Origin of the sequence: Candidatus Pelagisphaera phototrophica, from assembly GCF_014529625.1 — a bacterium.
Classification (GTDB): domain Bacteria; phylum Verrucomicrobiota; class Verrucomicrobiia; order Opitutales; family Opitutaceae; genus Pelagisphaera; species Pelagisphaera phototrophica.
Map to the genome: position 1 here is coordinate 452,631 of NZ_CP076039.1, position 14,185 is coordinate 466,815.

Below are 14,185 nucleotides of genomic sequence, written 5' to 3' on the forward strand. Positions count from 1 at the left end.
GCTCCCACAAAAGCCTGAGAAGAAATATTTACGAGGCGGGATAAGTTTGCCCCACTTCGTAGATTTCTACGAGGGCTATCCCGGTAGTGTTTTCCTCTCCACTGAAAATGTCAGTATATACGCCAGGATCTAACTCGACCAGCATGACCGTGTCATCTGAATCTGCCGTAAGGGCAAAGGCTCCGACTGATTGAGCCGGGTCTTGGATTTACACTTTGCCCGAGTTGGCCGCCTAACCTGAATTTACGGATATCAGTCCGTTGGGTCCATGAAGCTGAAGCACTGGATTCTCAAGAATTCCGTCGAGACCGAATTGCTGGAGACTGGGTCCAGCACCTCCGTTAAGAACGGTCTCCTAGGGGATCGCGTACAGTTCGACTAAGGCGACGCCAGTCGTTTCATTCTCTCCCGAAGCAATAACCGTGTACAGACCGGGCTCAAGATCCATGATTATGGCGGCGTCTTCGCTATCTCCATTTAACGGAAAGGCACCAACGAGCTGGCTCGCTTCAGTAATCTGGGAGGGGTCCCATAAATTGAGCCACCCGTCGTTGGATGCGATAGGCGTTCCTGCGATGTCGTAGACGGTTATCTGGGGATTAGCGAGAAATCCAGCGACTCCTTGATTCTCGAGACTGGGACCGACTGCTCTGATCAACACGCGACTTGGCAAATCGCCCTGCACAACGAATCCAGGAATGACCACGTCGGCTCCTGTGCCGACCAAAGCTCGGGACGATAAATTGATCATGCGAGTAAAGTTTTCCTCAATCTCGAAGGCCTCAACCAAGGCGACTCCAGTTGAGTTGTCCTGTCCACTAACGATTGCCGTATAGAGCCCTTGCTCGAGCTCGACTAGGAGAGCTGTGTCATCGTCATGAAGATTGCGCCCTCCGGCCCCGACGAGTTGGGAAGCTGCAATGATAGCGTCTGGATCCTCGTTTTTCGCCCACCCTTCGTTAGAATAGATTAATTCGCTAGCCGAATTGTAAATCTCGAGTCGAGGTTTCAAAAGAGGGTCGTCGATACCATTTTCTACTAGGCTAGGACCTATGCCCCTGACCAGAATCTCTTTTGGATCTGGCCCAATAACCACGAAACCGGCGATCAAAACATTGGCCCCCGTTCCAACGCGGGCTCTGGTAGCGATATTGTAAAGGCGTTTGTCAGTGACGAGGATTTCAGAATTCTCGCTAGCGGTTGACCCTCCAGTGCTGGTGGCTACTACGTAGTATGTTCCTTCGTCCTCAGTATTTGCTGGGCTGATACTTAGAACAGATCTGTTTTCGCCGTTCAATACATCGCCATTGAAATACCATTGGTAGTCGATGGAGGAATTGGATACGGCTCGGACATCGAGAGTAGCTACGCCTCCCTTCAGAACGATATCTCCTAATGGCTGATCAACGAAAGCAGGGGCGTCCGGCAAATTCTGTATGGAGAGACTTGCGACATCGCTAACGACGGATCCTGTTTGGCTCATTACAGCGACAGTGTAGTCACCATCGTCACTGGCGGTAGCTGTAGAGATAGTTAGTGTACTGCTGGTAGCTCCTAGTATATCTTCTCCATCTTTCATCCACTGGTAGGAGAAAGGGCCTTGTCCTGAAGCCTCCACAGAAAGGGCTATGGTTTCGCCGTCATAGGTCGTTGCGCTTGACGGATGGGCGCCGATCGCGGGTGGCGCTAGGGCATCGATTCCGACAATCGCGATTGCGTTTACCCCATTTGTAAAAGCGTAATTCATGGCAAGCTGGCCATTGGAATTGAATCCCCCTATCTCGGCTCTGCTTACGGTGGCGGGGAAGCCAGGCTTAAGATCAAATGTATCTCCTTCCCTAGCGATGAGGACGACTGCGCCATTTTCGTCGGTTGCCCAAGCACCGGAATCTGTTGTATCGCTAATCGAATCTCCGAGGCCTTCAAGAGTTGCTTGAAAGGCGATTTGGCCAACGCCGTTTATTATTGGAAAGCTCAGAAGATCGAAGGTGACTCCTGGTGCCGTCCCGGGTGCTTGAAGTCCGGATTGAGCGATAATCGACCACTCGCCTGATGTGGACCTAGCCAGGATAGTATTGAGATCGCTATCGGATTCTGTAGCGTGAAAGGCCAAAGTGCCATCATCGCTGGCGACAGGGTCCATGAAGGCGTTGAAAGAACGGTTGACCCCAAATATCTCAACAGGTTGCTCTGAGGAAATGAGCAAGCTAAGAATCCCATTGACGTACTGATACAAGCCTTCTCCCTCGTTGGCATTTTGCAAACTAGCCCAGAAATAGATGTTGCCATCGCCATCTACAGAGGGTTCGCCGAGACTCAGGAAGGAATCGCTTGATCCAGGAGCTGAATCACCGGATTTTGCGATTAGCGTTGCCCCAAAATCAGCATCGAGAGCCCAAATACCCCTCTCATTGTTGAAATCGTTTTCGTCGGAGTCCTCGATGGTGGCTAGTAAGGCTCCATTCAGGGAGGCGTTTTGAGCCAGGGCGACTGGTTTAGCAATCGTCGCTGTGCCGCCATTGAGAGGGGAGCCCTCGATTGCAGCGAGCTTCAATACGGGAAGCGAACCTGTGTCGGTAGCCGGTAGTTCAGCGACCCAAATGCCTTGATCGTCTGGATTATTGGAAAGACCCAGGCGTGACGAAAATGTGAGCGCATGAGACGCAAGCCCTTTCGCAGAACCAAAATACTGGTGTCGTTTGGTGGGAGAAGTCGTTCCATCGAAGTCAACAATCGGCTGCATCCCTTGAGTCGCAATAACTTCGAAATCAGGGCTAGAGGGATCGCCCCGCATGCTCGCCGCGAGCAGGATTTCCGATGCGGAAAGGCTATGGCCGGGTGCGAGTGTTCCCGCAAAGGCAATGCTCGGGCCCTCTGTAGATGTAATGGATCGTATAGTCTCGAATGAGCCATTCTCCCCACCTATAGTCGCCGTCTCTCCCGTTGCGGCTATAACGTCTAAGTTGCCATCGCTGTATTGAAGAGCGGCGTCCAGATGGGCTGGGTTCCGATTGGCAAGATCCCTTAACAATCGAAGATCTTCGATCATCGCGGTTCGTGTATCCGGATCGAGAGGCGGTTCGCTGTCTGGTGGCATGCTGCCGTTGGAGATCCGGTTGATCAAAGTCTGTATAGCATCAGGCCGGAGAATCAGGTCTTGTGAGCTTTGAATTGGCTCGAGATCGAATGCCGCTTGTCGGGAGCCTCCTTCGCCATGGCAATTGACGCAGCTGGCTTCAAACGCTGGTGCCAATACATCGGTATACGCTGTATCGACACCGGAAATTTCGAATAACGCTCCGAAAGAAACTTGGCCATCCTCGTTGATATTCGGGATCGAAAATGAATCGAACTTCTGTCCAGTGTTTAGCTCCGTCGTATCGCCGGACAGCGAAACGAGCTCAAAGGTATTTGAAAATACGCTACCTGAAAATACGGAAGCGGTAAGAGTAAGAAAGGCGTAAGAAATCGTCTTCATATCGGGTTGATGATGTCTAGCGGCGTGAAGTCTACTGGTGGTGAAGGGAAGATAGCAGGCATAGCCGAGGCAGGAACGCCCATCCATTTTTCCAGTATCGACCGGTACACTGTTCGGAAATCAACATTGAAATCCATGCTATTTCGACTCACTCGAGCATCGGCTGCCAAGTCGGGATAGAGTCCGTAGTATTGGTTCCCGGCAACACGACCTCCCATGACGAAAAGCGTTTCAGCTGCTCCGTGGTCCGTGCCCAGGCTCCCGTTTTCGATCACTTTTCGCCCGAACTCGCTGAATGTGAGAATAACCACGCGCTCCCAATTCCCTTGGGCTTTCATTTCATCGACAAAAGCGCCCAGGGCTCCATTTAGGGTTTGCATTAGATCGGAATGGCGACCGGTGAGTGGGTCTCCGGTCAAAATCTGGTTGTTGTGTGTATCGTATCCGCCTTGGCGAGCGTAGTACACGGAAGTTTCGCTTCGCCCTTTTATTAGCTGTGCGATGGTTTTCAGGCTGTTGGCTAGGCCGTTATCGGGCCAACTCGGGTTTAGAAGCTCGCCTCCCCGATCCATAGCGTGTTGAACGCTCTCCGTACTAATCATAGCGCTGTGCGCTGATCGCTGAACATAAGCTAGCGTGTCATCGTCACCACTTATTCCGTCGTCTGCCCCATGATCGAGGCCAATCAGATTGCGGTACAGGCCTTCTAGGGACTTTTCCCGGCCCAAACCTTCCTGGTCACGCCAATTGAAGAACTGGGGGTTTTGAAACGTTACCGATGGGGCAGACGCACTATTGCTTTTAAATGCGAACGTGGGTCGCCTATTGATATAAATCCCGGTTGTTGCACCGCATCCATCACATTGGTTATCTAAATAACGACCAATCCAGCCGTCTTTTGGCATGCCGTTCGGTTCTGCAGAATGCCAGTAGTCGAAAGACTTGAAGTGAGACAGATTGGGATTGGGATAGCCAACCCCATTAATGATGCCGAGTTCCCCGTTGTCCCACATTTGCTTGAAATTCGACAAATTGGGGTGAAGTGCGAGAGGTTCGTTACTACCAGTGACGCTGGGGCCGTCCTTGTCGGAAATCTGAAGTATATTGTGTTCCGTTCCGAGCTTGATTGTAGGCCGGGCCTCGCGATAAATAGAATTCGTGTAAGGAATAAGCGTATTTAGTGTATCATTACCCCCGGCCATCTCCATGAGAAGAATGATTGGACCTTCGCCGCCTTGAGAAGGAAGGCTTTGGGCACGAGCGTCTAGGTTGAAAAGCGTTTGCTGAAGAAAGCCAGGCAACGTCATCGAGGCTGTCGCTCCCCAAATAGATTTGGAAACGAAGTCTCTTCTGTTCAATTTTGTATTCATATCGTTTGTACGTTTCCGTTTCTGACTATTGCGTCTGGTATTCTGGCAATGCGAGAATAAGTCTGACGAGTTCTCTAACTCCCTCGAGCTCTCCGAGCTCCTCGCTTACAGAAGAATAGTGATCGAACAGCGTTCGCACTTGGCTCTTGCGTAGCTCTCGGTTCGGCATGAATCGCGTCTTCAACTGTTCGAGAAGAAGAGGGAACTGTTCTTTTCTCCGCAATTCTTTGGGAGCGATTACGTTCCAATCGGCCTCCGGGAATTCGTCCATGGAGTTTCGTGTTCGCCCACTGGTAAACACGGCGTAATTATGATGCGTGAATATGCTCGGCATGTTCATGCGGAACACCATGGCTCCGGTCGCGAGCCACGTGTTGCCCGGGCCATCGGGTTCCGGCCAACCAGCAATGCTCGGGGGGAAAATTACTTCGTATCCCAATTGTTGCATGACGTCCTCCATTGCGTCTCGCGTTGGAAGCGTTACTCCCAGTTGTTTGGCCAAGCATACAAAGTAGTCTCCTGCATCCTTGATTTGGGTGCTAACGACGGAATCTTCGTAGAACTCTTCGCTCAAGAATAAGTCTCTGAGGAACGGTCGAATCTCGTAGTCGTGATCGTCCCGCAATTTATAGGCCAAGGCTTGCACAAGTTCCTTGGACGGGTTTGGCGAAGCGAAATATCTCCAAAGTTTCCAGCTGAGATGCTTTGCGCATCGGTCAGTGTCGAATATGATGTCGATCACGTCATCCCCATCGATGATCGGGCTGCCATCGGGCGTTGTCGCGTATCCGTAAAAAGGACCCTTGGTGTTCCGGTCTTGCTGACCCCGATTTTGGTAAACGCTTGCGGGGGGAAGTGGTGGGTTCAGGTCTCCAGCAGGATTGGTGTACCTGTTTTCGTCAGGGAAGTAGCGAAAATTGTAAAATTTTCGCCCGGTAAAGGCATCGGCAGCTACAGCTACATCCTCCTCGGTGTATTCTGGATCGTCAGAGTACTCGCTCCCTATCCCCATAGCAAACAATTCCAGCAATTCGCGACCGAAATTCTCGTTCACATTGCCTCGGTTACTTCGGTAGAGATCGAGGGTTCGGATCATTCCGAGGGACCAGGACACATGGTTAACCAAGGTTTTGAAATTCCCGTAGTGGCCTGGAGGCACGAGGCGTTCGTCCCCTTGGAAGGGAGCGTCCTCCCCGGCTACGTTGCCGGCGGCATGCTTGCGGAGCAAATCCGTGTAGCGGAACATGCCAATCCAGCGGTAGTACTGCCCGACAGTCGCGGAATCGACGGCGAAGTGGTCAATGAAAAATTTCAGGAGTTTTGCGGAGAGGGGCTGTCCCTGCAGCAGCACTTTAAAATACCATTGAATGAATTCTCGACGGCGGATGCCCTGATTTGCAAATGTCTCTCCATTCGGATCGACTTCCGATTGCATCCATTCGGGCCACGAAAGGCTTGACCAGTCCTCGCTTGCCTCCAGAAGCGAGTCGACTGCAGCTTCAATTCCTTGCTCTTTTCCGAGCTGATAAAAGGCTTCTTGTTCTTCGGGAGTTCCCCCGAAGCCGGCCCGTTGCAGTAAATGCGTCGCAGTTCGGCGAGACCAGGATTCTTGAGGTAGAGGGTCGAGCATGATAATTCTTAGCGTTGAAAAGAGATAGCGTTTAACAGAATGCTTGTTTTTTCGAGTTGAGTAAAGGTTTAAAAAGGGTCTTGTCTTGAGGCGTATTCGCTGTGAGTAGCTTTGAGCTTCCCTAATTTTAAGGATCGTGGGGGTCTTAGCTTGTAAGTGATGGCGGAAAACGGCGAATAGCCAGATGACTCGGAGGATAAGGGCATTTCTTTAACCAATCTGTAAGGAAACATTGCAAAATGCGAATCTACACTAGGGATCTGCCGTTCCCTTGAAGTCTTACCCTCATCATTCAATAGCTTATTGAATCATTTTGTTTCGCAAAAAGTTGAACCTAATCGATCTGTATCCCAAAAGGGTAGTTGTTCATGCAGGAGATTTGGCCACTATTGAAGCATTGGGTGTCAGACGGGGTCCCATTCGCCTTGGCCACAGTCGTGGAAGCATCGCGGCCATCGCCGCGGGGGGTGGGTTCGGTACTGGCCGTCCAGTCGGATGGCGACGCGTTTATCGGTTCGGTCAGTGCGGGTTGTGTTGAAAGTGAGGTGATCGAAGCGGCCAAAGCTTGCATGGCGGATGGGGAAGTTCGCTGGCTTTCATTTGGGCCGGACAGTGGTTTCCCTTGGGAGGTTTCGCTTTCCTGTGGGGGCCGTATTCGAGTGCGAATCGAGCCCTTTGCAGGACTCTCGGATCCGGATTTGGGAAAACAGCTCTCAAGCCTTTTGGATGCCCAGGACCGGGGTCTGCTGGTTAGTCATAATGGTCGGCACTTCCTGCTAGAACACGACGAAATTTGGGGAACAGAAAGATCGGTGGATTCCACGGGACTGATTGAGAGGGCAAAGGAGCATTATCGAACGGCGGAAGGCACAACGGAGATCGAATGGGATGGGGCGCCGGCTTTGTTGAGGGTTCTGAGTCGGCCGAAACGGTTGTTTGTCGTGGGAGCGGCTCACATCGCCATCCACTTGGTCGGGTTCGCTCAATCATTGGGGTTTGCGACGATCGTGATCGATCCAAGAGAATCTTATGCTAGGGAAGACCGATTCCCTAATCCACCTGATGCGCTGATCTGTGAATGGCCGAAGCACGCATTGGAGAAATATTCGATAACAGGGTCTGATTGCCTCGCTGCGATGACGCACGATCCCAAAATTGATGATGAGGCTTTGAACGTTTTTCTGCGTAGTGATTCTGAATACATTGGGGCTTTGGGAAGTCGCAAGAGCCATGCCGCAAGACTGAAGCGATTGGGCAAGCTAGGGTTTAAAGATGATTCCTTTAGCCGTATCCATGCTCCCGTCGGTATAGACATAGGGAGTGAAACCCCAGCAGAAATCGCTCTAAGCGTAATGGCGGAAATCGTCAAAAAGAGTAACCAAAAACACAGCGTTACTAGGTGACTAAGTGCCATGAATAATGATCTAACGATTTGCGGGATTGTGCTCGCAGCGGGCTCGTCTAGGAGAATGGGGGCGATTAACAAGTTGCTGATGGAAGTGGATGGTGAGACGATGGTTGAGCGGTCAGCTCGGCCTATCGTTGAGGCAAAGCTGGAATCCGTCGCAGTCGTAACGGGTTTTGAATACGAGAAGATACAGTCCTGTTTGAACGAATACGAATTGAGATTCGTGTTCAATGAGCACTTCCTGGAAGGGATGGGAGCTTCTTTGGCAGTTGGAGTAGAGGCGATTTCTGCGATTGAACCAGATGGCATCTTGGTCTCGTTGGGCGATTTGCCATACTTGCGGAAAGAATCAGTGCTCGCTGTGATGGAGGGATTTTGCAATCTGGGGGGAGAGAAGATTACCATTCCGGTCCACAGTGGAATCCCCGGGCACCCCATTATTTTCCCTTTTCGTTATTCAGAGGAATTGAAGGCGTTGAAAGGGGATCAGGGTGCCAGACATCTGATTCGTCGCGAAGAAGACTCTGTCGCGAAGCTGGAACTCAATGATTTCGGTATCATAAGAGATGTTGATTCTCCAAATTCGCTTTTGTTGTAAAGATCTTTAAATAACGAGCTACGCCTCAATTTGAGGGCGAGCTGGGTCGGGCCAGTCAATATGATAAAACTGCCCGCGATCCTGGTCTGTCCTTTCGTAGGTGTGGGCTCCAAAATAGTCCCGCTGTGCTTGTAGCAAATTAGCCGGCAGGCGTGCGCTACGGTAGCTGTCGTAATAGGCGAGCGAGGACATGAAAGTCGGGATCGGCACGCCGCTCACGGAGGCCGCTGCAACCACTTTGCGCCAGTTTGATTGGCACCGGTCTATTTCGCCCTTAAAATAGGGATCAAGCAGTAGATTCGCTAAGTTTGGATCACGCTGATAGGCTTCGAAGATCTTTTGGAGGAAGGCGGCTCGAATGATGCAACCACCCCGCCAAATCATGGAGATGGTGCCAAAGTCCAATTTCCAATCATACTCCTTTTGAGCCGCTCGCATTAGCTGGAAACCTTGGGCATAGGAGCAGATCTTGGAGCAGTAGAGGGCGTCGTGGATGGCTTGGATAAAGGAATCCTTGTCTCCTTCGAAGGCATCGAAAATTGGATTGATAATTTCGGAGGCGGCCACTCGTTCTTCTTTAACCGCGCTGAGACAACGTGCGAATACCGCTTCTGCGATTGACGGAGCGGCGATGCCCATGTCGAGCGCGTTAACCGAGGTCCATTTTCCGGTGCCTTTTTGGCCCGCTGTATCAAGCACGATATCAACAAACGGCTGTCCGGTGACAGGGTCATCCTGCTGCAAAATGTCTGTGGTGATTTCGATGAGGAAAGAGTCGAGTAGGCTTTCGTTCCACTTTCCGAACACTTCGCTCATCTGCTTGGGATTCATGCCCAAGAGTTTCGACATCAGCGCGTAGGCTTCACAGATCATCTGCATGTCGCCGTACTCGATACCATTGTGCACCATTTTCACGTAGTGACCCGCGCCATTTTCGCCGATGTAGGTGGTGCAAGTGACGCCGCCTTCGACCGGTTTGCCAGGGGCAGCTCCTTCAATGGGCTTCCCTGTGTCCGCGTCGACCTTGGCTGCAATAGCCTCCCAGATTGGTTTGAGTTCGTTCCAAGCGGACTCCTTGCCACCGGGCATCAAAGAGGGACCGAAGCGGGCTCCCTCTTCCCCACCTGAAACGCCGGAACCAACGAACCGAAAACCTTTTTCATTCAGCTCTTTTTCGCGACGTATAGTGTCCGTCCAAAGCGCGTTCCCTCCATCTATGATAATGTCGTCCGGATCGAGAAGGGGAAGAAGGCTCGCGATCACAGCGTCGGTCGCTTTCCCGGCTTGGACCAGAATTATGATCTTTCGCGGACGTTTGATTGACTGAACGAAATCTTCGAGAGACTGGGCACCGTGTAGGCCACCAGGAGTATCCGGATGAGCCTCCACAAATGTGTCGGTCTTCGAAGTCGTGCGGTTATAGACCGAAATTCGAAAGCCGTGGTCGGCTATGTTGAGAGCGAGGTTTTGACCCATGACCGCGAGGCCGACGAGTCCTATATCAGATTGTGAATTTGACATCGATTGATTCAGATGAAGAGCGGCCATATAAGGGAGCCCTGTTATGGCCATCAAGCCTGAAACCCGTTTCTACCTGAATAGTTCACACACGTGTGTGAACCAGGTTTTAGTCGACGTCGAAAATCTTTGGAGAGGAAAATTTCTAGACTTTGCTAGGAAGCCAAGGAGCGATCATGTCTACGACAGGGGTGAGGAGTTCCGGCTCGTTTCGGTTGTAGACCCAATTAATACAGATGATTGCACAAGTTGCCCCGATGATCGGGTACATAATGAGTCTAGGTAAGGTGCTGAATGACCTAAAGATAAAGTACGCGAGTATAATCCCAATCACCCCCATCGCGTATGGGAAACACGGTTGGGCGTAGAGGGGTTGCAATGATTTAAATAGTCGTTCCACGTAGGGCATCTTGTTAATTCGATAGTTCTCCTAGAGGTTTAACGACCTTTAAACCCTCGGACTCAAGCGGCTATCCAGGAGTATCTTCTGTGCAGTTGACCCATTCTGCCGGACTATCGAGATAGGCCTCCCTTTTCCAGATCGGAACGCGGGCTTTAGTCTGGTCAATGATGTAGCGATTTGCGTCGAAAGCTGCATCACGATGAGCAGCGCTTACGCCAACCCAAACCGCAACTTCACCGATTTTCAGGCTTCCGATTCGGTGTACGCAAGCGGCGGCTTCGATGCTATAGCGTTCTTTCGCCTCTAATAAAATCCGCATTCCCTCCTTTTCAGCGAGAGGAATGTACGAGCTATACTCGAGACCGTTCACTGGTTTCCCGCCATTGTGATTCCTCACCAAACCCTCGAAAGAAACATAAGCGCCAGAAACGTCGCGGAGGATCTCTCTTCGCAGTGATTCTGGTTTGATCTCCTGGTCGGTAATTTGAAATTGCATAAACAGTACGGTGGGAGTGCTTGGATTTCATCCACCCGCAACTGGTGGAATAAACACGACCGTGTCCCCGTCTTTCAGGCAGTGGTCCCAATTAGCGAAATCCTCGTTGACCGCTACCTTGAGCACGGATGGCTCAAGTGAGAATGAGTACTGGCGTTTCAGATCGGAATACAAAATCTCGGGAGTGGCCGCTTTGGTCTCAATCGTCTCAATTGAGGCGCTGCTCTGCTCTTTGAGTAATGCGAAGTACTCGACCTGGATCTTCATTGGTAATAATTGAACTAACCTAATCTGCCTGGAACACGCTTTTTCCGCCGCTCTTCTCCAAGAGTCGAATTCTTTCTATTATGATTCCTTTGGTAACGGATTTGCACATATCGTAGAGGGTCAGGGCGGCTCCGCTTGCGGCACTGAGAGCTTCCATCTCCACTCCGGTTTTGGCATCGGTAGCGGCCTCAGTGTGAATTACTACTCGAGCGTCATCGAGTTTCCCAATAGTGACCTGACATTTTGTGAGAGGAAGCGGGTGGCAAAGGGGGATTAGGTCGCTCGTTTTCTTTGCGGCTTGGATCCCTGCTAGAATTGCCGTGTGAAAGACGGGGCCTTTTTTGCTTTGGATCTCCTCGCCGTCGAATTTCGACATTACCTCGGGGGTCAGGAAGACTACAGCCTCCGCGCGGGCGACTCTTCGGGTGACACCTTTGTCCCCAACGTCAACCATTTGGGGCTGCCGACTCTCATTGAGGTGTGTGAAATCAGTCATTTGTGCTGGGTATAGTCAGTTGCGATCGATTGTCGAGGTCTCGGATCATTTCTGATGTTAGACACTCCATTTATAGAAACGGTGAGAGGATCCTTCTGGGAAAACCGATTCCGAACATGGCAGCTCTACAAATCCCTGAGTTTGGGCGACCGAGATGAAGTCACCAGATGTATTGAATGGAAGCGGCGCTGCCCAAATTTGACCGGTTTCGTCACAGCTCAGTGATACCGGAAGGAAAAGAGTCAGGGGCGGGGCAAAGCTGAACTCGCTTCTTAACTTTACAATTTGGGGAGGGCAGGCCGATTTACTTGTGATTTCTGCTAGAGCTGGAAGCACGAATCGATGTAGGCAGGTGAAGCATGATACCGGATTTCCGGGAAGGGCGAAAACAAGAGTGCGTTTCCCATTCCGGTCAACGTCTCCAAACCAAAGCGGTTTCCCCGGACGCTGACTAACCCATTGGAATGCTTTTGCTACGCCGACGCTTTCGAGAGCGGCGGGGAGGAAGTCTCGCTTACCTTTCGAAACACCTCCGGCGAGTATTAGTATGTCGGTGTCTTGCAGGATTGATTGGACTGTTGTTTCGGTCTCCGCGAGATTGTCCAGAATATGATGTCTCGAAACGTTCTGATAACCTGCACTTTGAAGGGCAAATTGAAGAGCGAGATCGTTTGACCGACGAATTTGATGAGGTAAGGGTGAGGCGCAAACGTCAACGAGCTCGTCGCCAGTAGTGACAATAGAAATACGAGGAATTTGGGAAACAAGCAATTGAGATTTGCCTATGGATGCAGCGATGGACAGCTCTTTGGCAGAGAGGGTACAGCCCGGTTTCAAAAGGACATTCCCGGCAGGGCAATCGGAACCTAGAAGATGGATGCCGACGCCCTCGAAAAGATCAACGCCATCGTTTAGCGTCGCGATTCCATCTTCGAGTTTAAGATCCTCAATCTTGATGACGCAACTGGCATTTTCGGGCACTGGAGCCCCAGTCATGATCTCGACGCAGGAATCCAAGTTGTTCAACTCAATCCTGGGGGATCCCGCATAAGCAGTCCCGATTACTGGAAAACTTCTGAGGCCTCGAGCGACTGACTTGTAGCAAAGTGCAACCCCGTCAAAGGTGGAACGATTGAATGGAGGGAGGTTGCGATCTGATTGTAGCTGCTCTGCCAATACACGCCCGTTAGCAGCCTCGATTTTTATAAGCTCGGATGAAAGGGGAGCCAATCGTTCGAAAATTTTTTGCTGAGCTGCTTCGACGGAAATCACGAGCATTTGATTGAGGATGTTTTCCCATTTGGCAAGGACAGGATGCGATATGGCGGAAAAGCCTTTTCAATCCCTAGCCAGATTGTATTCTCTCCCTAAAATGTCCGAACCGAGTTTCATATACGTGTCAGGTCCAGATGACTTCTTAGCTCTCCGAGCTGCGTCAGCGGCATGGAGGGAGATGGTTGCCACTGTTGACGACGACTTTTCCCAAGAAGTTATTAGTGGACACGCCGGGAAGGTCGAGGATGTGGAGCAGATTGTGAATCGCGTGAGGGAGGCGACGCAGACATTGGGATTGTTTGGAGGTAGGCGAGTGATCTGGCTCAAGGGCTGCTCGTTTTTGGCGGACAATCTATTGGGACGAGCAGAAGGAACGCAAAAAGCGTGTGACGATTTGAGGGAGATACTGGAGGTGATAACCCCAGATGAGGTCGGTGTACTGATTTCTGCTTCACCAGTGGATCGCCGAAAGCGGTTTGCCAAGTGGCTCGAGAAAGAGGGAGAGCACGTAGCTTCGGGGGGAGTAGATTCCAAGGGAAACGGTTCAGATACACTTTTGGCAATTTTAGAGGAAGAGTGCGAATTTCTGGGAGTCTCGATGAAACGGAGCACCCAGGAAATTCTTCTTAACAAGGTGAACGCCAATGCCCGCCTCCTCTTGGAGGAGACTCGCAAGCTGGCGACCTATCTAGGTGAGGAGGGGAGCGAGATTACGGCGAAGCTTATCGAAGAGCTCGTCCCCAATTTTGGCGAAGGTGACTTTTTCGAAACGACTGAAGCGTTTTTTTCCCGAAATCTGAAATGGACTTTGGAAGCGTTGCGTCGTCACTTTTTCGCGGGTCACGACGCGCGGCCGGTGATTGCCTCGCTGCAGAATCGCAATCGGTTGCTGATTCAGTTGAAAGCACTCATCGACGGAGGGGAGATCCATATTGGGGGACGAGGGATATCGAAACCCGGATTCGAACAGGCGGCCGCAAAATACAAAGACCGTTTCGATGGGCTTTCGGATAAAAGCAACTTCAACGTTTTTACACAAAACCTGTGGTACATGGGCAAGCTGGTCGGGGAGCGGCAATTGCCGACATTGAAGAGGCTGATTGACCACCAAGGGGAGTTTATCGAAGCATTTGAGGAGATAGTTGAGCGTCCAAACGAGCAGGAAGAAGCGCTTCGCAACATGGCGATTCGTTGCCTTGCGTAAAATCCAGCTCGAGAGCCAAGGTGCTTCCGGAAGAGAATTGAT

At 51.2% G+C, this 14,185-nt stretch carries 12 protein-coding genes; 3 read left to right on the top strand and 9 right to left on the bottom strand.

Annotated elements, in window-relative coordinates:
- Positions 1-355: 355 nt before the first annotated feature.
- Genes GA004_RS02085 through GA004_RS02095 form a run of 3 tightly spaced genes read right to left on the bottom strand, consistent with a single transcriptional unit; the run spans position 356 to position 6,478 of the window.
- Positions 356-3,478: an immunoglobulin domain-containing protein gene (locus GA004_RS02085; protein WP_283395634.1), complete on the bottom strand. Its 3,123-nt coding sequence runs from the start codon at positions 3,476-3,478 to the stop codon at positions 356-358.
- Positions 3,475-4,848 (bottom strand): DUF1501 domain-containing protein, encoded by a 1,374-nt coding sequence (locus tag GA004_RS02090; protein ID WP_283395635.1) that lies wholly within the window; start codon positions 4,846-4,848, stop codon positions 3,475-3,477. The genes GA004_RS02085 and GA004_RS02090 overlap by 4 nt, the downstream gene beginning before the upstream one ends.
- Before the next feature lie 25 nt (positions 4,849-4,873).
- Entirely contained in the window at positions 4,874-6,478 is a 1,605-nt protein-coding gene (locus tag GA004_RS02095; protein WP_283395636.1) for a DUF1800 family protein, read from the bottom strand.
- Positions 6,479-6,846: 368 nt separating this feature from the next.
- Here GA004_RS02095 and GA004_RS02100 point away from each other — a divergent pair, with 368 nt between their 5' ends.
- Together GA004_RS02100 and GA004_RS02105 are read left to right on the top strand one after the other, a co-directional pair.
- Entirely contained in the window at positions 6,847-7,881 is a 1,035-nt protein-coding gene (locus GA004_RS02100; protein ID WP_283395637.1) for an XdhC family protein, read from the top strand.
- Positions 7,882-7,890: 9 nt separating this feature from the next.
- Entirely contained in the window at positions 7,891-8,484 is a 594-nt protein-coding gene (locus tag GA004_RS02105; protein WP_283395638.1) for a nucleotidyltransferase family protein, read from the top strand.
- An 18-nt stretch (positions 8,485-8,502) separates the two neighbouring features.
- Here the strand turns inward: GA004_RS02105 and gndA are convergent, their stop codons facing one another.
- The 6 genes from gndA to GA004_RS02135 form a co-directional block, all read right to left on the bottom strand.
- Positions 8,503-10,005: an NADP-dependent phosphogluconate dehydrogenase gene (gndA, locus tag GA004_RS02110; RefSeq protein WP_283395639.1), complete on the bottom strand. Its 1,503-nt coding sequence runs from the start codon at positions 10,003-10,005 to the stop codon at positions 8,503-8,505.
- A 142-nt stretch (positions 10,006-10,147) separates the two neighbouring features.
- On the bottom strand, positions 10,148-10,273 hold the full coding sequence (locus GA004_RS02115; RefSeq protein ID WP_283395640.1) for a hypothetical protein: 126 nt from the start codon (positions 10,271-10,273) through the stop codon (positions 10,148-10,150).
- 199 nt (positions 10,274-10,472) lie between these two features.
- Entirely contained in the window at positions 10,473-10,901 is a 429-nt protein-coding gene (locus GA004_RS02120) for a molybdenum cofactor biosynthesis protein MoaE (protein WP_283395641.1), read from the bottom strand.
- A 27-nt stretch (positions 10,902-10,928) separates the two neighbouring features.
- On the bottom strand, positions 10,929-11,168 hold the full coding sequence (locus tag GA004_RS02125) for a MoaD/ThiS family protein (RefSeq protein WP_283395642.1): 240 nt from the start codon (positions 11,166-11,168) through the stop codon (positions 10,929-10,931).
- A gap of 19 nt (positions 11,169-11,187) precedes the next feature.
- Positions 11,188-11,664, bottom strand: coding sequence for a cyclic pyranopterin monophosphate synthase MoaC (gene moaC / locus GA004_RS02130; protein ID WP_283395643.1), 477 nt, complete (start codon positions 11,662-11,664; stop codon positions 11,188-11,190).
- A 57-nt stretch (positions 11,665-11,721) separates the two neighbouring features.
- Positions 11,722-12,942, bottom strand: coding sequence for a molybdopterin molybdotransferase MoeA (locus GA004_RS02135; protein ID WP_283395644.1), 1,221 nt, complete (start codon positions 12,940-12,942; stop codon positions 11,722-11,724).
- Between the two features lie 94 nt (positions 12,943-13,036).
- Between GA004_RS02135 and holA the strand changes: the two genes are divergently transcribed.
- Complete coding sequence (holA, locus tag GA004_RS02140) at positions 13,037-14,143, top strand: DNA polymerase III subunit delta (RefSeq protein WP_283395645.1); 1,107 nt, start codon at positions 13,037-13,039, stop codon at positions 14,141-14,143.
- Positions 14,144-14,185: the final 42 nt, after the last annotated feature.

What these genes read in the sequence shown, in the direction of transcription:
- GA004_RS02090 (WP_283395635.1), bottom strand. Translation starts at nt 4,848, where the DNA reads ATGAATACAAAATTGAACAGAAGAGACTTCGTTTCCAAATCTATTTGG.
- GA004_RS02100 (WP_283395637.1), top strand. Translation starts at nt 6,847, where the DNA reads ATGCAGGAGATTTGGCCACTATTGAAGCATTGGGTGTCAGACGGGGTC.
- GA004_RS02105 (WP_283395638.1), top strand. Translation starts at nt 7,891, where the DNA reads ATGAATAATGATCTAACGATTTGCGGGATTGTGCTCGCAGCGGGCTCG.
- GA004_RS02095 (WP_283395636.1), bottom strand. Translation starts at nt 6,478, where the DNA reads ATGCTCGACCCTCTACCTCAAGAATCCTGGTCTCGCCGAACTGCGACG.
- GA004_RS02085 (WP_283395634.1), bottom strand. Translation starts at nt 3,478, where the DNA reads ATGAAGACGATTTCTTACGCCTTTCTTACTCTTACCGCTTCCGTATTT.
- holA (WP_283395645.1), top strand. Translation starts at nt 13,037, where the DNA reads ATGTCCGAACCGAGTTTCATATACGTGTCAGGTCCAGATGACTTCTTA.
- GA004_RS02115 (WP_283395640.1), bottom strand. Translation starts at nt 10,273, where the DNA reads ATGTACCCGATCATCGGGGCAACTTGTGCAATCATCTGTATTAATTGG.
- GA004_RS02120 (WP_283395641.1), bottom strand. Translation starts at nt 10,901, where the DNA reads ATGCAATTTCAAATTACCGACCAGGAGATCAAACCAGAATCACTGCGA.
- moaC (WP_283395643.1), bottom strand. Translation starts at nt 11,664, where the DNA reads ATGACTGATTTCACACACCTCAATGAGAGTCGGCAGCCCCAAATGGTT.
- GA004_RS02135 (WP_283395644.1), bottom strand. Translation starts at nt 12,942, where the DNA reads ATGCTCGTGATTTCCGTCGAAGCAGCTCAGCAAAAAATTTTCGAACGA.
- gndA (WP_283395639.1), bottom strand. Translation starts at nt 10,005, where the DNA reads ATGTCAAATTCACAATCTGATATAGGACTCGTCGGCCTCGCGGTCATG.
- GA004_RS02125 (WP_283395642.1), bottom strand. Translation starts at nt 11,168, where the DNA reads ATGAAGATCCAGGTCGAGTACTTCGCATTACTCAAAGAGCAGAGCAGC.